The 18,776-nt window shown below is 62.6% G+C and carries 19 protein-coding genes; 5 read left to right on the top strand and 14 right to left on the bottom strand.

Annotated elements, in window-relative coordinates:
• Positions 1 to 27: 27 nt before the first annotated feature.
• The 6 genes from PFZ56_RS23350 to PFZ56_RS23325 form a co-directional block, all read right to left on the bottom strand.
• Positions 28 to 564: a GNAT family N-acetyltransferase gene (locus tag PFZ56_RS23350; RefSeq protein WP_102880190.1), complete on the bottom strand. Its 537-nt coding sequence runs from the start codon at positions 562 to 564 to the stop codon at positions 28 to 30.
• On the bottom strand, positions 561 to 1,112 hold the full coding sequence (locus PFZ56_RS23345; protein ID WP_102880191.1) for a phage tail protein: 552 nt from the start codon (positions 1,110 to 1,112) through the stop codon (positions 561 to 563). Before PFZ56_RS23345 ends, PFZ56_RS23350 begins: the two co-directional genes overlap by 4 nt.
• Positions 1,113 to 1,141: 29 nt before the next feature.
• A complete protein-coding gene (locus tag PFZ56_RS23340) occupies positions 1,142 to 1,717 on the bottom strand; it encodes a phage tail protein (protein WP_102880192.1) in 576 nt (191 codons plus the stop codon).
• Positions 1,718 to 1,752: 35 nt separating this feature from the next.
• Positions 1,753 to 2,298: a phage tail protein gene (locus PFZ56_RS23335; RefSeq protein WP_102880193.1), complete on the bottom strand. Its 546-nt coding sequence runs from the start codon at positions 2,296 to 2,298 to the stop codon at positions 1,753 to 1,755.
• A 601-nt stretch (positions 2,299 to 2,899) separates the two neighbouring features.
• The gene (locus PFZ56_RS23330; RefSeq protein WP_170004814.1) at positions 2,900 to 4,033 is read right to left on the bottom strand and encodes a branched-chain amino acid ABC transporter substrate-binding protein; all 1,134 of its coding nucleotides are present in this window, start codon (positions 4,031 to 4,033) and stop codon (positions 2,900 to 2,902) included.
• Between the two features lie 135 nt (positions 4,034 to 4,168).
• Positions 4,169 to 5,428 (bottom strand): methionine gamma-lyase, encoded by a 1,260-nt coding sequence (locus tag PFZ56_RS23325; protein ID WP_170004816.1) that lies wholly within the window; start codon positions 5,426 to 5,428, stop codon positions 4,169 to 4,171.
• Between the two features lie 124 nt (positions 5,429 to 5,552).
• Between PFZ56_RS23325 and PFZ56_RS23320 the strand changes: the two genes are divergently transcribed.
• A complete protein-coding gene (locus tag PFZ56_RS23320; protein ID WP_102863087.1) occupies positions 5,553 to 6,023 on the top strand; it encodes an Lrp/AsnC family transcriptional regulator in 471 nt (156 codons plus the stop codon).
• 150 nt (positions 6,024 to 6,173) lie between these two features.
• Here the strand turns inward: PFZ56_RS23320 and PFZ56_RS23315 are convergent, their stop codons facing one another.
• From PFZ56_RS23315 to PFZ56_RS23305, 3 genes are all read right to left on the bottom strand, one after another.
• Positions 6,174 to 6,683: a flavin reductase family protein gene (locus PFZ56_RS23315; RefSeq protein WP_102880195.1), complete on the bottom strand. Its 510-nt coding sequence runs from the start codon at positions 6,681 to 6,683 to the stop codon at positions 6,174 to 6,176.
• A gap of 113 nt (positions 6,684 to 6,796) precedes the next feature.
• Positions 6,797 to 7,831, bottom strand: coding sequence for a methionine synthase (locus PFZ56_RS23310; RefSeq protein WP_170004818.1), 1,035 nt, complete (start codon positions 7,829 to 7,831; stop codon positions 6,797 to 6,799).
• A 27-nt stretch (positions 7,832 to 7,858) separates the two neighbouring features.
• Entirely contained in the window at positions 7,859 to 8,842 is a 984-nt protein-coding gene (locus PFZ56_RS23305) for a DUF1852 domain-containing protein (RefSeq protein ID WP_170004820.1), read from the bottom strand.
• Between the two features lie 466 nt (positions 8,843 to 9,308).
• Between PFZ56_RS23305 and PFZ56_RS23300 the strand changes: the two genes are divergently transcribed.
• From PFZ56_RS23300 to PFZ56_RS23285, 4 genes are all read left to right on the top strand, one after another.
• Complete coding sequence (locus tag PFZ56_RS23300) at positions 9,309 to 10,364, top strand: sugar phosphate isomerase/epimerase (protein ID WP_170004822.1); 1,056 nt, start codon at positions 9,309 to 9,311, stop codon at positions 10,362 to 10,364.
• A 22-nt stretch (positions 10,365 to 10,386) separates the two neighbouring features.
• Positions 10,387 to 11,274 carry an alpha/beta fold hydrolase gene (locus tag PFZ56_RS23295; RefSeq protein ID WP_102863092.1) on the top strand — a complete coding sequence of 296 codons (888 nt, stop codon included), beginning with the start codon at positions 10,387 to 10,389 and terminating at the stop codon, positions 11,272 to 11,274.
• A 142-nt stretch (positions 11,275 to 11,416) separates the two neighbouring features.
• The gene (locus PFZ56_RS23290) at positions 11,417 to 12,013 is read left to right on the top strand and encodes a TetR/AcrR family transcriptional regulator (RefSeq protein WP_102880200.1); all 597 of its coding nucleotides are present in this window, start codon (positions 11,417 to 11,419) and stop codon (positions 12,011 to 12,013) included.
• Between the two features lie 161 nt (positions 12,014 to 12,174).
• A complete protein-coding gene (locus PFZ56_RS23285; protein ID WP_102880201.1) occupies positions 12,175 to 13,353 on the top strand; it encodes a sugar transporter in 1,179 nt (392 codons plus the stop codon).
• A gap of 307 nt (positions 13,354 to 13,660) precedes the next feature.
• On the opposite strand, the gene PFZ56_RS23280 is transcribed toward PFZ56_RS23285, so the two are convergent.
• From PFZ56_RS23280 to PFZ56_RS23260, 5 genes are read right to left on the bottom strand one after another with little or no spacing between them, the layout of a single operon-like run.
• The gene (locus PFZ56_RS23280) at positions 13,661 to 14,875 is read right to left on the bottom strand and encodes an MFS transporter (protein ID WP_110596534.1); all 1,215 of its coding nucleotides are present in this window, start codon (positions 14,873 to 14,875) and stop codon (positions 13,661 to 13,663) included.
• Between the two features lie 3 nt (positions 14,876 to 14,878).
• Entirely contained in the window at positions 14,879 to 15,709 is an 831-nt protein-coding gene (locus tag PFZ56_RS23275) for an ABC transporter ATP-binding protein (protein ID WP_253085354.1), read from the bottom strand.
• Positions 15,706 to 16,773 carry an iron ABC transporter permease gene (locus PFZ56_RS23270; protein WP_123394426.1) on the bottom strand — a complete coding sequence of 356 codons (1,068 nt, stop codon included), beginning with the start codon at positions 16,771 to 16,773 and terminating at the stop codon, positions 15,706 to 15,708. The genes PFZ56_RS23275 and PFZ56_RS23270 overlap by 4 nt, the downstream gene beginning before the upstream one ends.
• Positions 16,770 to 17,903 carry an ABC transporter substrate-binding protein gene (locus PFZ56_RS23265; RefSeq protein WP_170004826.1) on the bottom strand — a complete coding sequence of 378 codons (1,134 nt, stop codon included), beginning with the start codon at positions 17,901 to 17,903 and terminating at the stop codon, positions 16,770 to 16,772. Before PFZ56_RS23265 ends, PFZ56_RS23270 begins: the two co-directional genes overlap by 4 nt.
• Positions 17,890 to 18,762, bottom strand: a complete 873-nt coding sequence (locus PFZ56_RS23260; protein WP_273923374.1) for a PepSY-associated TM helix domain-containing protein — start codon at positions 18,760 to 18,762, stop codon at positions 17,890 to 17,892. The genes PFZ56_RS23265 and PFZ56_RS23260 overlap by 14 nt, the downstream gene beginning before the upstream one ends.
• Between the last annotated feature and the right edge of the window lie 14 nt (positions 18,763 to 18,776).

Below are 18,776 nucleotides of genomic sequence, written 5' to 3'. Positions count from 1 at the left end.
CCTTGGGGGGCAGGTATTACTTGATGCTCAGGGACTGTCGATCTCTTCCCGGGCGGCCATCCGCGCGGGACGCTGCATTTGGGTGTACAGGCCACTGTCGGCACCGGCCCGGAAGCCCAGCCGCTCATACAGCCGGCGGGCACGGCTGCCCTGTTCGACGCTCAGGCTGCAGCTCTGACGCTGGGCGTCGGCCTTGGCCAGTACCGTGCGCAGCAACTGGGTGCCGATGCCCCGGCCATGCCAGTCCGGTAGCAGGGCAATATCGACAATGCGCACATCGTCGGCCGCGTACTGCACACACAGGCGCCCGATCGGGCTGCCGGCCTGTTCGACGATCAGAAAGTCCGCGGCGGGAAAGTGTTTTTCATAATGCTGGCGTTGCAGCTCGGCCTGGGAGTGCAGGAAAGCCCGGCGCTGGGCGTCGTTCCAGCCAGGCACTGCACTGACTTCGGCCCAGCGGCGTGAGGCGTACAGCGCCTGGAGAAATCCCAGGTCATGGCTGTTCTGCTTGCGCAGTACAGCCACGTTGCCTGCCGGCAAATGGAGAGCGGTGATGTGAGTCATGAGCTTCTGATCGGGTACTCGCCATCCAGGCAGATGCAGTAGGACAGTGTCTGGAAGGGTTGCATGGTGTTGCGCAAGGCCGTCGACGTTGCGCCGCTACCGGTGTCGCCCACCGTGGTGGCCGCCAGTGTCTGGTTTGTCGCCGTTGGTGCGGTGTTGTTGTACAGGCGGACGTTGCGCGGTTGTGCCAGGTAGGCGGTGTTGTTGGGAATATCCAGAGCGGCCGCCGATTCGCTGCCGTCCTTGGCCAACACCTGATGGGTATGCGGGGCGAAGTTGCTGGCCACCATGGTTATCCGGTCGGCTCCCACGGCCGTGCCAACTGGCCTGTCGGTCAGCCCGGGGCCGGGCCCGGCCCCCATGGCCACGCGCCCGTTGAGATTGGGCAGATTGAAGTTCTGTCCGGGAGTGCCGCCATACAGGTTGCCAATCACCGAATAGAGGGCTGGATTCTGCTGGACGGTGATGAGCGAGCCATCGCAGTACGCCCAGTTTTGCGGGACGAAGTTGTAGGGGAACAGTCTGATTTCACCGGTAAAAGCGTCCATGATCGGTCATTCCAGATTGAGTGAGGGGGTCACTGCTGTCGGGTCGGATAGAGGCCGACCAGGCAAATGATGTAGTTGATCGCCAACGAACCCATCAGGTTGCTGTGGGGGGTCGTGGCGCCACCGCTCGGGGTCAGTGCCGAGTCGAGAAACTGCGGGTTCATCGCAACGGTGACGGATGTTCCGGTTCCTGCGCTGTACAGTCCGGTGATGATCCCCGCGCCCGGGAATTTGCCAAAGGTCATGCTATTGGCCGTTGCGGCTGGGGATGGGATCGGCGACGTGGCATCTTGGGCGCTCACCATAAAGCCATGGGTGTGGGGGGCAGTGTTTTCCGGCCTCATGGTCACGGTTTCCACGCCAAACTTCTGCGTTAGTGTCCTTGGGGTCAGTCCGGTGCCGGCGCCTTGGCCCACGGGGAGCCGGCCACGGTAGTCCGGGAGACCGAAGTTGGTGCTGCCGTTGCCGCCGTACAGGGTGCCCAGTAACGAGTAGAGGACCTGGAAGTTGCTGATGGGCATCAGCGAACCGTCACAGAACGCCCAATTCTCTGGCGCATAGTTGCCGGCGAACATGCGGATTTCTCCGACGAAAGCTTCAGACATGTCAGTTTCCTTGCTTGAGGGTCTGTAGACAGCCGTTACTGGCGCGGCGGGTAGATGCCCGTCGTAGCGATGCAGAAATAGCCCACGATGGAGGGCTGCACATTCGGCATGGGCATGCCTGGCGTTGGGGTGACGGTCGCGCTGTTGAGGGCGATCAGAGTGCCGGTTGCCGGGGTATAGGTCGGTTTTGCCGGGACCCCCTTGGTGTTCGAGCTGACAGCGGGAATATTGCCGCCCGGGTCATCGTTGCCCGGATCGTTGGAGACGTGCGTGGCGTGGTTATGCTTTGCCACCGAGTTTTGCGGCATCGTCACGGTTTCGCTACCGCCTTTGGTGCCCAGCGCGTGCACATCCATGATCGGATCGACAGTGGAGGCCCTGTAGTTCTGCCCCAGAGCGACCCGGCCACGCAGATCCGGCAGGCCGAACGTCGTACTGCCGTCACCGCCATAGGTTCTGCCCAGTAGGGAAGCCAGCGCCACATGGGTGTTGATGGGTAGAACCTGGCCCTCGCAAGGGAGCCAACCCTCAGGTGCCCAGCCCCAGGGGAACAAGCGAATTTCTCCGATAAAAGGATCCACGTTCTTTTCTCCTTGAACAAGTTTTTGACGCCGGGAATCCGTCTCTTACTAATAGGCTAGCAAGGGCGTAGGCGCACAATAAACAAAAGTGAATTTAGTGTGCAAATGTTATTTCAAGTTGTTTGGTGGTAATTAACGGAGGGGGTGTCTATTAGCAGGTAGTTGACTATTTGGCTAAGAGATTTCAAGAGGGAAGTCTTTCACAGTGTTACTGGTTGTCGCTCGGTTCAGGGCGTTATGTCCAACGGCGGCGGGGGTGAAGGCGGGATGTTCAGGCAGGGTGCAGGCTTTTGAGTTCGGATTTTCGGAATCGTAAGTTCATTGTCAAGTAACTAAGCGTGCTAACGATCTACGCCGAAAGTATTGCTTGTCTAGTCTGGGTTTTGGCGGATTTACAGCATGCTTGAAGTGTTGCGGTAACAGGTCTTAGTTGCTGTTGTGGGGTGGTTATTCCCAAGTTGATAAGTAGGGTATTATTTTTGCGGGGGGGCGGAGTAGTAAAGTTTTTTGCTCTAAGACCCTGTTTTGTTTGAGGTTATTGTTTTTTTTTTGACGCCAGCGGCGCGCCGCTCCCGGGGAGGAGCGGCGCGCCGTTACCGGCTTACAGCCCGGCGCTTTCTACCGCTACGCTCTTGGGCTTGCCGTAATGCCATTCATAGACCACGAACTTGAAGTCCTTGAGGTCGCCTTTCTCGTCGAAGCTCAAGTCCCCGGTGGGGGTCTTGAAGGTGCCTTTGTGGATCGCCTCGGCGACTTTCTCCGGGTCTTCGCTCTTGGCCGCGGCGATGCCCCCGGCAATCACTTCCACGGCCGAGTAGGACGGCAGCACGAACGGGCCGCTGGGGTTTTCCTTCTTGGCTTCGAAGGCTTCCACCAGGGCCTTGTTGGCCGGGTCCTGGTCGAAGGACTTGGGCAGGGTTACCAGCATGCCTTCGGAGGCGTCCTTGGCGATCTGCGAGATCGAGTCGTTGCCTACGCCTTCAGGGCCCATGAAGCGCGCGGTCAGGCCCTTTTCCTTGGCCTGGCGCAGCAGCAGGCCCATTTCCGGGTGGTAGCCGCCGAAGTACACGAAATCGACATTGGCCTGCTTGAGCTTGGCCAGGATCGACGAGTAGTCGCGCTCGCCGACGTTGATGCCTTCGAACATCGCGACCTTGATGCCTTCCTTGCCGAGGATGTCCTTGACCGAGCTGGCGATGCCTTCACCGTACTGCTGCTTGTCGTGCAGCACCGCCACATTGGTCGGTTTCAGCTGGGCGATGTAGCGTGCCGCCGCCGGGCCCTGGGCGTTGTCCAGGCCGATGGTGCGGAACACCATCTTGTAGCCCCGGGCCGTCAGCTCCGGGCTGGTAGCCGCCGGGGTGATCATCACGATGCCTTCATCTTCGTAGATGTCGGACGCCGGCTGAGTGGAGCTGGAGCACAGGTGCCCGACCACGAACTTGACGCCGTCATTCACCACTTTGTTGGCCACGGCCACCGCTTGCTTGGGGTCGCAGGCATCGTCGTATTCCACGGCCACCAGTTGCTTGCCGTCGACGCCACCCTTGGCGTTGATCTGCTCGATGGCCATGCGCGCGCCGCTGAACTGCATGTCACCGTATTGCGCCACCGGGCCGGTCTTGGCCCCGGCGATGCCGATCCGGATGCTGTCGGCTGCCAGGGAATGGCAGGCGAGACCGGCAAGGATCATGGCGCTGAGCAGTTGGGTGGCTTTGTTATTGATACGACTCATATGTTGTTCCACTCCTGTGGGTAACGATTCAAAGGGTGTTGCGGGTGTTGCTTGGATGCATGATGCGCCGCAGGCAGCGGCGCATCGGCAACTCGGGGTTGTAGACCGGACAGCCCGGAACGGCGTTGACCCGGCTCAAGGAAGGGCCTTGCCGATCCTGGCCACGGCCTCGACGGCCGGTAGCGGCGCCGCAGGTTCGACACAGGCATCCAGGGCCTGGGCGAGATCGGCCAGCAGGTCGGCGATGTCTTCCAGGCCCACCGACAGGCGCACCAGGCCTTCGGCGATGCCGTGTTCGGCCCGTTCTTCCGGGGTGTAGGTGGAATGGGTCATGCTCGCCGGGTGCTGGGCCAGGGACTCGGCGTCCCCCAGGCTCACTGCGCGACTGAACAGTTGCAGGGCGTTCATGAAGCGGCTGCCGGTGGCCAGGCCGCCCTTGAGTTCAAAGGCGAGCATGCCGCCGGGCAATTTCATCTGCTGTTGCGCCAGGCCGTATTGCGCGAAGGACGGCAGGCCGGGGTAGGCGACCCACTGCACCCGCGGATGCTCTTGCAGGTACTCGGCGATGATCTGGGCGTTGCTACAGTGGCGCTCCATGCGCAGGGCCAGGGTCTTGAGGCCGCGCATGAGGAGAAAGGCGTCCTGCGGCGAAAGCACGGCGCCGGTGAGGTCCTTCAGGCCCTGCAGGCGAATGCGCTCCGCCAGGCTCTGGCGGGTGACCACGATACCGGCAGTGATGTCACCGTGGCCGTTGAGGTATTTGGTCGCCGAATGCACCACCAGATCGGCCCCCAGCTCCAGTGGGCGCTGCAGGTAAGGGGTGCAATAGGTGTTGTCCACGGCAAAGGTGATGCGCGGATGCTGGCGGGCGATTTCGGCCACGGCGGCAATGTCCACCAGTTGCATGTTGGGATTGGCCGGGGACTCGCAATAGATCATGCGTGTGGCCGGGCTGATGGCGGCCCGCAGGTTGCCCAGATCGCTCATGTCCACATGGCGCACCTTGACCCCGAACTCGGCCAGGCCGTGGTGCAGGAGCGCGAAGGTGCAGCCATACAAGGTCCGGCAGACGATGATTTCGTCGGTGGGGCGCAGCAGGGTCCACAGGGTGGCGGCAATGGCGCCCATGCCGGAACCGAAGGCCACTGCAGCTTCGCCATTTTCCAGGGCCGCCATGCGCGCTTCCAGCAACGCCAGGGTCGGGTTGCCGATGCGGGTGTAGAAGTAGCCGGGTTCTTCGCCGGCAAAGCAGCCAGCGCCATATTCGGTGGTGGCGAAGGTAAAGGTGGAGGTCAGGTAGATCGGCGGAATCAGCGCGCCCTGATGCTCCTGAGGGTTATAGCCGTGGTGGATGGCTCGGGTGGAAAAACCAAGGTCACTGTTTTTATTGTTCATGGTGAACACTCTCGGATTTTCCCTAATGCTATGCTCAAATCCGGCGCAATAAATTCTAATCTGGCTCCAAAAAAAGCACTTGATTGGAATAAATCATCATAAAAACAAGATAAAGAGGCAAAACATGCCCCAGAGCCTGGATCGTACGGACAAAGCCCTGCTGATTGCCCTGCAAGACAATGCCCGGCTGACCAATGCCGAGCTGGCGGACAGCGTGGCCCTCACCACCTCGCCGTGCTGGCGCCGGGTCAAGTTGCTGGAAGAGAGCGGGGTGATCACCGGCTACCAGGCGATCCTCTCGCCCAAGGCGCTGGGCTATGGGGTCACTGCCTTTGTCAGCGTGATGATGGAATCCCATTCCCGGGAGACGGCTCGGGCTTTCGAGCAGCGGCTGCTGGAAATCCCGGAAATCATCGCCTGCCACAACGTCTCCGGGCGCTATGACTTTCTTCTCGAAGTGCTGGCCAAGGACCTGGAGTCCTTCGGCGAATTTGCCCGAGAGGTGCTGCAGACCCTGCCGGCGGTAAAGGAAATCTACTCGAGCTTTTCCTTCAAGTCGGTGAAGCCGTTGCGGCAGATTCCGGTACAAGAGTGAGGGGGAGGTGCGGCCGTTTGGCGGCTATCGGCGGCGTCGTGGTTCGGCACTATCGCCAAGAGGCCGCGGCAACGGCGTCTGTCTGATTCGCAAGCAAGCCAGTGGCCTGCAACAGGCCCTCAGCGAAAGGGCACCGCGCAGCTCAAGGCTTCAAACCGAGCCATGGGCTGCGAGGTTGCAATACTGCCCTTTGAAATACAGCAATGGCTGCGCAGCCGCCGCTTGTTGCAGGTTCAACGCTTTCACTTCACCAATCACGATCAGGTGATCACCTGCGGCGTGTTCGGCGTGAATGTCACAATCCAGCCAATGCAGGCTGCCGGCAATGATCGGATTACCCAGCGGCGATTCCTGCCATTGGACGCCATGCCACTTGTCCGTGCCTTTGCGAGCGAACTGGTTGGAAATCCTGACCTGCTCACCGGACAGGATATTGACCGCGAATCGACCCGCCTGGCGAATCTTGGGATAGCTGGCCGAGCCGGACATGACGCTGAATGACACCAGTGGCGGGCTCATCGACACGCTATAAAACGACTGGCAGGTAAAGCCGATCGGCTCGCCAGCAACCTGCGAGGTAATCACCGTGATACCGGATGCGTAGTGCCCGAGCGCTTCGCGAAAGCTCAATGGCTCGATAGCCGTTCTGGGAAGTGACATGGAGGGTCCTAAATATCGGGTGCTGCTCGAAAGTGTCGAGGAGGGCCTGAAGCAGCCCGGTAACTTTTTAATCCACTGCTTCAATCCTCCCGCACAGCATTTCCGGCTTCAGCTCAGCACGGGTTCGAGAGTTCTCTTCGGATAATGTCTGCACCAGCGCTTAATGCCTTTAGCTTGCCTCTTGCCACTCCACGAGCTAATGGCGCCATGCCACAGTTGGTGCATGGATAGAGTTTGTCGGCCTCTACGAACTGCAGTGCTTTGCGTAGGGTATTGGCCACTTCCTCTGGTGTTTCAATGGTGTTGGAGGCCACGTCAATGGCCCCGACCATCACTTTTTTGCCTCTGATGAGTTCAATGAGATCCATTGGGACATGAGAGTTGTGACATTCCAGCGAGACTATATCGATACTGGATTTTTGCAGCTTGGGGAAAGCCTCTTCATATTGTCGCCACTCTGATCCCAGAGTCTTTTTCCAATCTGTGTTGGCCTTGATGCCGTAGCCATAGCAAATATGGACCGCCGTTTCACACTTGAGGCCTTCAATGGCCCTTTCCAGGGTGGCCACTCCCCAATCATTCACCTCATCAAAGAAGACGTTAAAGGCGGGCTCATCAAACTGGATGATATCCACACCGGCAGCCTCTAACTCTCGGGCTTCCTGATTGAGGATCTTGGCGAATTCCCAAGCCAGTTTTTCGCGACTTTTATAATGGCTGTCATAAAGCGTGTCGATCATGGTCATGGGGCCTGGCAGCGCCCATTTTATGGGTTGTTTGGTTTGCTGACGTAAAAACTTGGCATCTTCAACAAATACCGGTTTTTGCCGAGCAACAGCACCCACCACCGTTGGCACGCTCGCATCATAGCGATCACGAATTCTAACGGTTTCACGTTTTGCAAAATCAACGCCGCTGAGGTGTTCAATAAAGGTAGTGACAAAGTGTTGGCGCGTTTGTTCGCCATCACTGACGATATCAATACCGGCCTGTTGTTGTTCCTGCAGTGACAAACGTAAAGCATCGTGTTTGCCCTCGACCAATTCCTCGCCTTGCAACTTCCAGGGCGACCACAGTGTTTCAGGTTGTGCAAGCCAGGAGGGTTTAGGCAAGCTGCCGGCAGTTGAGGTGGGTAACAGTTTTTTCATCATCAATGGCCTTGTGATTTCAATGAGTCAAAGAGCGCAATGGGCGGACCACTGCTCAAGGATGGCCTGGTACGGCTTGATGAAGTTCTCCTCAACAAACTGCCCCTGCTCAATAGCCAGGCGGCTACGTTCCTCTCGGTCATAGACGATACGAGTCAGTGAGTAATCCTGGTGTTTCAGACTTGGTTGATAGGATTTTCCTGCCGCAGAATTGGCATTGTAGATTTCAGGGCGGTAAATCTTCTGGAAGGTGTCCATCGTGCTGATGGTGCTGATCAACTCAAGATTGGTGTAGTCACTGAGCAAGTCGCCGACGAAATAGAAAGCCAAAGGCGCAACGCTGTTTGCAGGCATGAAGTAGCGAACCTTCAATCCCATCTTCTTGAAGTAATCATCGGTTAAAGAATATTCATCCTGCTGGTATTCAAAACCCAAGACAGGGTGCTGGTTCTCAGTCCGATGATAGGTTCGGCTGCTGGAAACACTGAGGCAAATAACCGGTGGTTTGCTAAAGTTTTCTTTGTAGGCGCTTGAGTGGATGAAGTGCTTGAACAGCTTTCCATGCAGCTCTCCAAAGTTGTCGGGAGTGCTGAATTCTGGCTGGTCCTTGTTGTGGTTCAATAACAGAACGCTAAAGTCATAATCTCGTACGTAAGAGGAGAAGTTGTTTCCGACAATGCCTTCCAGGCGCTCATTGGTCTTTCGGTCGAAAATGTTCGTTTTCAGTATTTCAATCAAAGGGATGGCGTTGCCACTGTTTTCAGTATCAATGTCCATTTCAACGGAAACGATTTCAAGTTCGACAGCGTAACGATCGCCTTTGGGGTTGTCCCAATGCGCCAAGGCATTGAAGCGGTTGTCAATCATTTTCAACGTGTTGCGCAAGTTGTCTTGGCGGCTTTTGCCACGGGCCAAGTTGGCGAAATTGGTAGTGATACGGGTGTTTTCGGAGGGGTGATAGTTTTCGTCGAAGCAAATGCTTTTGATGGTAAATGTAAGCTCTTTGTTCATGGCGTCCTGGTTTCCGAGATGGAACCTGAGTTTATTTATCGGCTCTCTGTACTTTCCAATGTTATTGCTAGGTTCTTTTGCTTAGTGGTGTTTCTAAGCTATCGATCATTGAGCTGCAGTTTATGCTGGGCTATTAATTGAGGGGTAATGAATTGATTTCACTGAGTCTTTAGTCACATTCATGATGTGCTGTTCATTCAGTTGTAGAAGGCTATTGCCCGCAGGACTCATTGATAGGCGAAACCAACAACTGAACGTGTGCGAGCTGGCGAGTGTGTGGAGAGCGCCATGCGCTTCCCGTTCATGTACCCGGCGCGTTCGCGTTTGCAGAACGGCGCCATCCCTGGCAAGCCAGCTGCTACCGGTGATCAGCCCGCCCCCAAAGCATTTTCCGCACACCGATGATTGACGTGGCAACAGCGGCTCCCTATTCTTTGTCGACCAACAAAGAATAGGGAGCAATTCGATGAAAACCCTCAAGGGCCCCAGCCTGCACCTGGCACAGTTCAGTGCCGATAGCGCCCCCTTCAACAGCCTGTCGGGCATTGCCCAGTGGGCTGCTGATCTGGGTTTCAAGGCACTGCAGATTCCTGCCTGGGATGCGCGTCTGTTCGACGTCGCCACCGCGGCGGACAGCCAGGATTACTGCGATGACCTCAAGGGCCAGCTGGCGCAAAAGGGTCTGGTGATCAGTGAGCTGACCAGTCATATCTTCGGCCAGCTGGTGGCGGTGCATCCGGCCTACGACGCAATGTGCGACAACTTCGCGCCCCAGGCGCTGCGGGGCAATCCCCAAGCCAGAACAGCCTGGGCCATAGAGCAGATGAAGCTGGCGGCCAAGGCCTCGCGCCGCCTGGGGCTCGGTGACATGGGCACCTTTTCCGGGTCCCTGGCCTGGCCCTATCTGTTTCCCTTTCCGCAACGCCCAGAAGGCTTGATCGAAGCCGCTTTCGAGGAGCTGGCGCGGCGCTGGCGGCCGATCCTCGATCTGTGCGAAGAGCAGGGGGTCAACCTGTGCTACGAGATCCATCCCAGCGAGGACCTGCACGACGGCACCAGCTTCGAGCGCTTCTATGAATTGGTCGACCGTCACCCGCGCTGCAACATCCTCTTTGACCCCAGCCATTTCGTGCTGCAGCAGTTGGACTACCTGAGTTACCTGGACATCTACCACGAGCGCATCCGCATGTTTCACGTCAAGGATGCCGAGTTCAATCCCAGCGGCCGCCAGGGCATCTACGGCGGCTACAGCTCCTGGGTCGAGCGGGCCGGGCGCTTCCGTTCCCTGGGCGACGGCCAGGTCGACTTCAAGGGGATCTTTGCCAAGCTGGCGCAATACGACTACCCGGGCTGGGCGACCCTGGAGTGGGAGTGCTGCCTCAAGGATCAGGAGGACGGCGCCCGGGAAGGTGTCGAGTTCATCAACCGCCACATGATCCAGGTCACCGAGCGGATCTTCGACGACTTCGCCGGGGCCGGGATCGACCGCCAACAGATCAACCGCATGCTCGGCATTGCCTGAACCCTTCATCAAGAGAACCCCCATGACTGCATTCACCGACAACACCCAGGCCGACACTGGCGGCCTGACCCATCGCTATGTGCGCATCGACGGCCAGCGCATCCACTGTGTCAGCGCCGGCACGGGCCGGCCGGTGCTGCTGATTCCCGGCTGGCCGCAGACCTGGTACGCCTGGCGCGAAGTGATCCAGGCCCTGGCTGCCCGGGGCTTCCAGGCCATTGCCGTGGACCCGCCGGGCAGCGGCCAGTCCGACCGCCCGGAGCAGGGCTACGACACCGGCCATGTGGCCGGGGTGCTGCACCAGGTGATGGGGCAGTTGGGCTTCGAGCGCTACAGCGTGGTCGGCCACGACGTCGGCATGTGGATCGCCTACGCCCTGGCCAGCGATCATCCGCAGGCGGTGGAGCGCCTGGCGCTGACCGAAGCGGTGATCCCGGGGCTGGCGGCGGCGCCGCCGATCTTCGTCGCGCCAGAGCAGAACATCTTTCTCTGGCACTTCATGTTCAACCAGCTGCGGGACCTGCCGGAAGCCTTGATCGCCGGACGCGAGCGGGCCTACCTGAATTACATCTTCGATCACTGGTCCCATCGCCGCGAGGCGGTGGCCGCCGAGGTCTATATCGAGGCTTACGCCGCGCCGGGTGGCCTGCGTGCGGGTTTTGCCTACTACCGGGCGATTCCCGAGACCGTGCGCCAGAATCAGTTGCGCGCGCAGCGGCCGCTGGCAATGCCGGTGCTGGCCATTGGCGCCGAGCACGCCACCAACGATGCGCCCTTGCTGACCCTGCAGGGCCATGCCACGGATCTGCGCGGCGCCATCGTGCCCGACTGCGGGCACTTCATCATGGAAGAGGCGCCGGAGGAGTTCCTCGCTCACCTGCTGCCCTTTCTTCAGGAGGGCGCCGACTGAAGAAAGGGCAGGCGGTCCCGGGCCATGGAAAATGGCCGGGGCCGGTGCAAATCTAATATCATTTCGTCGCGGCGCCTTGCGCCAACCCACTGACCGGCCCCTGCCGGTCAGTTTCCTTGTCCTGACGAGATACCCGACCCCCATGGCTGGAAGACCCCGCGAATTCGATCGCAACCAGGCGTTGCGCCAAGCGCTCGAGCTGTTCTGGGCCCGTGGATTTGAAACCACCTCCATGGCCGATCTGGTGGCGGCCCTGGGGATCGCCTCGGCGCGGATCTACGCCGCCTTCGGTTCCAAGGAGGCGCTGTTTCGCGAGGCCATCGAACTCTATGAAAGCCACGAGGGCGGCTTTGCCGACCAGGCCCTGGGCGAAGCCAGCGCCTATGTCGCCATCGAGCGCATGCTCAAAGAGGCGGTGGCGCTCTACACCCGGGCCGGTCATCCCCAGGGCTGCATGGTGGTGTCCTCGGCGGTGAACTGCTCCAGCGACAACGACGGCGTGCGTGAGTGGCTGGCCGAGCATCGCCGGGCCCGTACCGCGAGCATCATCCAGCGCCTGGAAGCGGCGGTGCAGTCCGGCGAACTGCCGGCACACACCGATGCAACTTCCCTGGGGGATTATTACTCTACGGTGCTGCACGGGCTGTCGGTACAGGCCCGGGACGGGGTCCCCCAGGCGCGCCTGCTCAAAGGGGTGGCGCTGGCCATGACGGTCTTCGAGGCGGCGCAGGGCAACTGACCAGGCGCCTGCCAGCCTGTGTCGCGCAAAAAAAACAGGCAGCGACACCGCGCACCAGCTGCGCAAGCGGGCAGCCCCCGGTCATGGTTCCTGGCCCGGGTTGTGCATTTTTATCGGGTCCTGGACCTGTTCGATCATCGATAGAGTATTACGACCCGCCCATGAGCAACTCCGCGGCTACACCTCAAGGTAACTGGCAGCCGGTCATCGCGTTGGCGCTGGCGGCCTTTGTCTTCAACACGACGGAATTCGTGCCGGTGGGGCTGCTCAGCGCCATCGGCGCCAGCTTCGACCTGCCTACCGCGCGGGTCGGGCTGATGCTGACCATCTACGCCTGGATCGTGTCCCTGACCTCGCTGCCGGTGATGCTGCTGACCCGCAACGTCGAGCGGCGCCGGTTGCTCACGGTGCTGTTCGGGCTGTTCATCGTCAGCCATGTGCTGTCCAGCCTGGCCAACAGCTTCGGCCTGTTGATGCTCAGCCGCATCGGCGTGGCCCTGGCCCATGCCCTGTTCTGGTCCATCACCGCGTCACTGGCGGTGCGCCTGGCGCCGCCGGGCAAGCAAGTGCAGGCCCTGGGCCTGCTGGCCACCGGCACTTCCCTGGCCATGGTCCTGGGCATTCCCCTGGGGCGCCTGCTGGGCGAGGCCCTGGGCTGGCGTACCACCTTCGGCGTGATCGCGGCCATGGCCGGCTTGCTGGTGCTGTGGTTGATCCGCACCTTGCCGCTGCTGCCCAGCCAGAACTCCGGCTCCCTGCGCAGCCTGCCGCTGCTGTTCAAACGCCCGGCGCTGGTGGCGATCTATGGGCTGACGGCCCTGGTGGTCACCGCGCAGTTCACCGCCTACAGCTACATCGAGCCGTTCATCAAGGTAGCGGCGGGCCTGGGGGGCGATGTGGTGACCCTGATCCTGCTGGTGTTCGGCGGTGCCGGGATCATCGGCTCGCTGCTGTTCAGCTGGTTGCACCGCCACAGTCCCCAGGGCTTCCTGCTGACGGCGGTGACCCTGCTGGCGCTGTGCCTGAGCCTGCTGTTGCCCCTCAACGGCCATGTCTGGTCACTGGTGGTGCTGAGCGTGGTCTGGGGCATGGCGATCATGGGCTTCGGCCTGGCCCTGCAATCCAAGGTGCTGGTGCTGGCGTCGGACGCCACCGACGTGGCGATGGCGATGTTCTCCGGGATCTACAACATCGGCATCGGCGGTGGTGCGTTGCTCGGCAGCTGGGTCGGCGGACAGTTGGGTTTTGCCTATGTCGGGCTGGCGGGCGGCGCCCTGGCGGGCCTGGCCTTGCTGCTCTACAGCCTGGCCCTGCGGCGCATGGCCCGCAGCAACGTGTAGCCGCTGCCGCAGGCTGCGAACGGACGGCATTGTGACCTGGCAGACGCGGCGATCTTGAGGCCGATAGAGGTTTGGCGGGAGATCGCCAGGCAAGGTCCTGCGGACCTTTTCGCAGCCTCGCCACAGGCTCGGCAGCGGCTACAGGGACCGCGCTGCCTTTGTCATGTGTAGCCGCTGCTGAGCCCCGGCGAAGCTGCGAAAAGGCCCTGCGGGCCTTGCTTGGCGATCGACCACCGAACCTGTTTTGTCTTGCAGATCTTTGCGAGCGCTATGTCGGAATGCCGCCCAAGCCGGTCGCCCGCCAAGGTCAGCGGCGTCGGGCCTCAGGCCAGCAGGCCACCAGCAACAACAGCAACGCCGCCAGCAGGTAGGGCAGGCGCGGCTCCACCGCGTAGATCAGGGTGCCCGCCAAGGGCCCGACCACCACCCCCAGGCCCTGGGCGGCACCGACGGAACCGGCGGTGGCGCCTTGCTCGGCAGCGTCCACTGCGTTGCTGGCCAGGGCAGCGAAGGAGGGGAAGATCCAGCCCATGCCGGCGGCCGAGACAAAGAACCCCAGCCACAGCACCCAGGCGTGAGCGGCGAGGATGCTCGCGGCAAAGCCCATTGCAGCCACCAGGGCGCCGACGCGGATCATCCGCAGTGGCGGCCACTCCAGCTTGCGCACCAGCAGTTGCGAGGCAATCAACGCCAGCCCCACCAGGGTCAGGGCGACACCGGCGGTCTGCGCCGCCTCCGCCGGACCCATGCCCAGGCGGTCGAGGGCGAAGAAGCCGACGGTGATCTGCGCCATGGCCACGCACAGCATCGAGACGAACGCCACCAGCAGCGGCCGGCGCAGGCGCGGGTCCGTCAGGCTCACCGACTTGGGCGGTTGCTTGAGGTGCAGCTCCTGACGCGGCAGCCGCGCCTTGAGGAAGGCGAAGCCCAGCAGCGGCAGCAGCGCCAGCACATAGAACGGCAGGCTCAGGCTGTAGCGGGCCAGCAGTGCGGCAATCGCCGGGCCCAGGACCAGGCCGCAAGCGTTGGCCGCCCCCAGCGAGGCCATGGCCCGGGCCCGGTGCTCGGGCTCGATGTTGTCGGCGATCAGCGCGTAGCCGCCCACCGGAATCGCCGCGTAGAACACCCCGATCAGGCCGCGTCCCAGCAGCAGCCCGGCAAAGGCCAGGATGGCCGAGGGCAGGGCGTGCAGCGCCAGGTCGATGAATAGGCTCAGGGCGAGAAAGGCCAGGGTGAAGCCGCCGGTGCCCAGCAGCAGGATCTGCCGTCGGCCCAGGCGGTCACTGGCCCGGCCCCAGGGTCGGGCCAGGAGCATCCAGATCACCCCGGAAACGGTCACCGCCATGCCTGCTTGCCAGGTTGCCAGGCCGAGAATTCGTGCGATGGGACCGATCAGCGAGACAAAGGCCATCATCGCCATGGTGCAGGCCAGGTTGGCCACCAACAGCGGACGCAGGTCGAAGGCCGGGGCGGCCTGGGGCGTGTCCAGGGTGTCGAGGGGCAACTGTTGTGAGTGGGTCATGGTTTATCCCAGGGCTGAGTGAAAGGGCAGGCGGCCGTCGACCATCACCAGCGGTCGACCGCGCACCTGTTCCAGGCGCCCGTCGACGCCATAGACGTCGCGCAGCAGCTGTTGGTTGATCACCTCCAGGGCCGGTCCGGCGGCGGCCAGACGGCCGTTGTGCAGGACCACCACCTGCTGGCTGAAACCCAGGGCCAGGTTGATGTCGTGGACCACCACCAGGGTGATCAACTGGCGTTCGCGGGTGGCCCGGGTAATGGCCTCCACCACCTGGCACTGGTGGTACAGGTCCAGGGCGCTGGTGGGTTCGTCCAGCAGCAGTACCCGAGGCTGGCGCACCAGGGCCTGGGCCAGCCCCACCAACTGGCGCTGGCCGCCGGAGAGGGCATCGATGGGACGGTCGGCCAGGGCGGTGAGGTCCAGGTCCCGGAGCACCTGTTCGACCCCGTGCAGCACCGCGGCGCTGGGTCGGCCGGGGGCGAAGCCGGCACCGCGATGCCCGGCCATGGCCGCGCTGAGCACCGCTTCGAAGGCGCACAGGCGCGTGCGTTCCGGCAGGCTCTGGGGCAGGTAGACGATGTGCTGCGCGCGCTCGACCTGGGGCAGGCGGTTGAGGTCGACGCCATCGAGCAGCACCTGCCCGGTGGTTTTCTGCAACCCGGCGATGCCCCGCAGCAGGGTCGATTTGCCCGCCGCGTTGGGGCCGATCAGCGCGGTCAGGGTGCCGGGGGCCAGGGGCGGCAGGCTCACGTCGCGCAGTACCTGGTGGCTGCCGTAATGCATGTTCAGGCCGGCTGTGCTCAGCCCGGGCGTGGAGGGGGCGTTAAGGCTCACAGGACACCTCGACGGTTGCGCATGACGATGGCCATGAAAAACGGAATGCCCACCAGGGCGGTGACGATGCCCACCGGCACCAGCACCCCGGGGATCAGGGCCTTGCTGGCGATGGAGGCCATGGACAGGATCAGCCCGCCGCTGAGCACGCTGGCCGGCAGGAACAGCCGATGGTCCTCGCCCACCAGCAGCCGGGCGATGTGCGGGGCGATCAGGCCGATAAAGCCGATGGTGCCGACAAAGGACACCGCCAGGGCCGACAGCAGGCTGATGCGCAGCAGCGCCAGCAGACGCAGGCGACCGACGTCGATGCCGAAGCTGCGGGCCCGTTCCTCGCCCAGGGTCAGGGCGGTCAGGGCCCAGCTCTGGCGCAGGGAAAACGGCAGGCACAGCAACAGCGCCACGGCCAGCACCCCGAGCTTTTCCCAGGAGGCCCGGGCCAGGCTGCCCAGGGTCCAGAACACCAGTTGCTGCAGGCTGTCCTGGGTGGCGACGAATTGCAGCAGGGCCACCAGGGCGTTGAAGGCGAACACCAGGGCGATGCCGAACAGCACCAGGCTTTCCACGCCGAAGCCACGCCAGCGCGCCAGCAGGTAGAGCAAGGCCACCGAGGCCAGGGCAAACAGGAAGGCATTGGCCGAGATCAGGTACTGCGCCGGCACCCCGGGAAGGCCCAGGCCCAGGACAATGGCCAGGGCCGCGCCAAAGGCTGCGGCGGCGGACACGCCGAGGGTGAAGGGGCTGGCCAGCGGGTTGTCGAGCACGGTCTGCATCTCCGCTCCGGCCAGGGCCAGGGCGGCGCCCACCAGCACCGCCATCAGGGCGTAGGGCAGGCGCACGTTCCACACGATCACCGCTTCGACCCGGGGCATCGAGCCCGGGTCCCAGAGCACCTGCAGCAGGCGCGAGAGGCTCATGCCCGAAGGCCCGGTGGTGATGTCCAGGGCCAGGGACAGCAGCAAGGCCAGGGCCAGAGCGGACAACAGCAGCACCCGGCGGCCATGGCGTCTTTGGTAATGCCCTGAGGCAACGCGCTCCTGCACGTCGGTGGCAGCCTGGGTCATGGTTGCAGGCTCGTAGCGAACACGCCGCTGGCGGGAATCGGCATGAAGCGCTGGTACAGCTCGCGGCGAGTCTGGTCCGGGTCCAGGTCCTTGAACAGCTCCGGGTGCAGCCACTTGGCCAGGGCCTGGACCGCGATCAGGTGCTCTGGCGAGTCGTAGAAAATGTGCCACAGGCCATGCACATTGCCCTCGCGCACCGCCCGCAACTCGTTCAGCGGTGGGCGCTGGGCGGCCTGGCGCAGGCTGTCCCGAGCCTGTTGCAGGGTGGCGGAATAACCCAGGGTCACGCCGCCCTGGCCGGCAGCGAACACCCCGGTGGCCACGTACACATCCGGATCGCTGGAAAGGATGTACTCCACGTTGAGCACGCCAATGGGCCCGGGAATGCGCCCGTCGGCGATGTTGCGCCCGCCCGCCAGCTTGATCATTTCGCCGAAGTTGCCGGTGCCCGGGGAGCCGCAGCAATCCTGCAAGCCGGCGAGCATGTCGACGAAGATCTTCGGCTGCGGGACCTTGCCGGCCTTGGCCAGGGTGTCGCTGACCCGGGCCAGGGACTGCTGGTAGAAGGCGATGAACGCCTCGGCCTGCTGTTCACGGCCCAGGGCCTGGCCCAGCAGGCGCATGCTGGGCACGGTGTTGCTCAGGGGATGGTCGCTGAAGTCGACGAAGATCACCGCCACCCCAGCCGCTTCCAGCTGCTTCACCGCTTCGCTGTGGGGGCTGGGCCCGTGGCCGCCGCTCAGGGCCATGATCGCCAGGTCCGGGTGCACCGCCAGGGCCTTTTCGACGCTGAAGGTTTCGGCGGACGTGCCGCCTACCAGCGGCACCTTGTCCGCCTCGGGGAAAGCCTTGTGGTAGGCCTCGTAGCCCTGCACGTCGAGGCCGCGAAAGTCCCCTTGCCAACCGGCGAGACGGGCGAAGGGATTCCGGCCTTCGAGCAGCGACAGGGAATAGATCATCCGTCCTTCACCCAGGAGGATGTGCTCGACCTTGTCCGGCACCTGGACCTGGCGTCCGGCCAGATCGGTGAGGGTCGCGGCGCTGGCCGTGGCGGCCCACAGCAGGCCCAGGGGCAGCAGGCCGAGCAAGAGCCCGCGCTGGGCGCGGCGCAAGAAATCACGGTGTGTCATGTAAGGTTTCCTTGAACGATTGAACGGCCCGGCGAGCGACGCGCTTGCGCCACCACAACAACAGGCCGGTGATGTACAGCAGGGGTAACGAAATACCGCAGAGAAAAGCCAGCCAGGCGCCGGGTGTGCCCAGCAGCAAATGCCCGTGGGCGGCGGAAAACAGCGGCTTGACCGCCATCGGCGTGGCTGTGAGCCAGCCAAACAGCTCCGGGCGCGCGAGCCAGGCACCGCTGGCGGCGATCAGCAGCAGGGGCAGGCACAACCACGCGGCGGCGAGGTTGTGCCATTCGCGCAGGCGCCGGGTGCCCTGGCTGCCGGGGCGCAGGCTGGCGGCTTTCCACCAGCTGCGGCGGCCCGGCCACCACAGGTACAGGCCGCTGCCCAGGGAGCCCAGCAGCACTAGGCCGCACACCAGCACCAGGGTCGAGCCCAAGGCCTGCGGCAACAGCAGGCTGCGGTGCAGCGCCACCAGCTTGGCCAGCCACAGGTCCTCGAAGACGAAGAAGCCCCGGGGCGCGCCGTTGTAGGGATCGATCATGGCGATGCCGGTGCCGGGACGCTCCTTGAGGGCACCGAAGACGATCACGTTGTCCGATTCGAGAAAGCCCTGGCGCGGTGGCGCCGCGCCGAAGACTTTGTGCAACTGCGGGTAGGCGTCGGAGGCGGCCTTGATCCAGGCGTCCTGTTCCAGCCGCGTGCCGTGCTCGCCGGGGGCCAGTTGCAGCATCGTTGCACCGACCTCCCAGCGCAGGATCGGTCCCTTGAGCTCCAGCAAGGCGCCGCTCAGGCCCAGTAGCGCCAGGAGCAGCCCCAGGCTCAGGGCCAGCCAGCGATGCAGCCGCAGCCAGAGTTCACGCATGGGCAGCATCGGCG

Source organism: Pseudomonas danubii (assembly GCF_042980055.1).
In the GTDB taxonomy this organism is placed as follows: domain Bacteria; phylum Pseudomonadota; class Gammaproteobacteria; order Pseudomonadales; family Pseudomonadaceae; genus Aquipseudomonas; species Aquipseudomonas danubii.
This window is presented reverse-complemented; position numbering and strand designations above follow the sequence as displayed.

Coding starts and splice junctions, on each gene's coding strand:
- PFZ56_RS23305 (WP_170004820.1), bottom strand. CDS start 8,842: ATGAACAAAGAGCTTACATTTACCATCAAAAGCATTTGCTTCGACGAA.
- PFZ56_RS23270 (WP_123394426.1), bottom strand. CDS start 16,773: ATGACCCAGGCTGCCACCGACGTGCAGGAGCGCGTTGCCTCAGGGCAT.
- PFZ56_RS23260 (WP_273923374.1), bottom strand. CDS start 18,762: ATGCGTGAACTCTGGCTGCGGCTGCATCGCTGGCTGGCCCTGAGCCTG.
- PFZ56_RS23330 (WP_170004814.1), bottom strand. CDS start 4,033: ATGAGTCGTATCAATAACAAAGCCACCCAACTGCTCAGCGCCATGATC.
- PFZ56_RS23280 (WP_110596534.1), bottom strand. CDS start 14,875: ATGACCCACTCACAACAGTTGCCCCTCGACACCCTGGACACGCCCCAG.
- PFZ56_RS23290 (WP_102880200.1), top strand. CDS start 11,417: ATGGCTGGAAGACCCCGCGAATTCGATCGCAACCAGGCGTTGCGCCAA.
- PFZ56_RS23300 (WP_170004822.1), top strand. CDS start 9,309: ATGAAAACCCTCAAGGGCCCCAGCCTGCACCTGGCACAGTTCAGTGCC.
- PFZ56_RS23285 (WP_102880201.1), top strand. CDS start 12,175: ATGAGCAACTCCGCGGCTACACCTCAAGGTAACTGGCAGCCGGTCATC.
- PFZ56_RS23320 (WP_102863087.1), top strand. CDS start 5,553: ATGCCCCAGAGCCTGGATCGTACGGACAAAGCCCTGCTGATTGCCCTG.
- PFZ56_RS23315 (WP_102880195.1), bottom strand. CDS start 6,683: ATGTCACTTCCCAGAACGGCTATCGAGCCATTGAGCTTTCGCGAAGCG.
- PFZ56_RS23295 (WP_102863092.1), top strand. CDS start 10,387: ATGACTGCATTCACCGACAACACCCAGGCCGACACTGGCGGCCTGACC.
- PFZ56_RS23325 (WP_170004816.1), bottom strand. CDS start 5,428: ATGAACAATAAAAACAGTGACCTTGGTTTTTCCACCCGAGCCATCCAC.
- PFZ56_RS23310 (WP_170004818.1), bottom strand. CDS start 7,831: ATGAAAAAACTGTTACCCACCTCAACTGCCGGCAGCTTGCCTAAACCC.
- PFZ56_RS23340 (WP_102880192.1), bottom strand. CDS start 1,717: ATGTCTGAAGCTTTCGTCGGAGAAATCCGCATGTTCGCCGGCAACTAT.
- PFZ56_RS23265 (WP_170004826.1), bottom strand. CDS start 17,903: ATGACACACCGTGATTTCTTGCGCCGCGCCCAGCGCGGGCTCTTGCTC.
- PFZ56_RS23350 (WP_102880190.1), bottom strand. CDS start 564: ATGACTCACATCACCGCTCTCCATTTGCCGGCAGGCAACGTGGCTGTA.
- PFZ56_RS23345 (WP_102880191.1), bottom strand. CDS start 1,112: ATGGACGCTTTTACCGGTGAAATCAGACTGTTCCCCTACAACTTCGTC.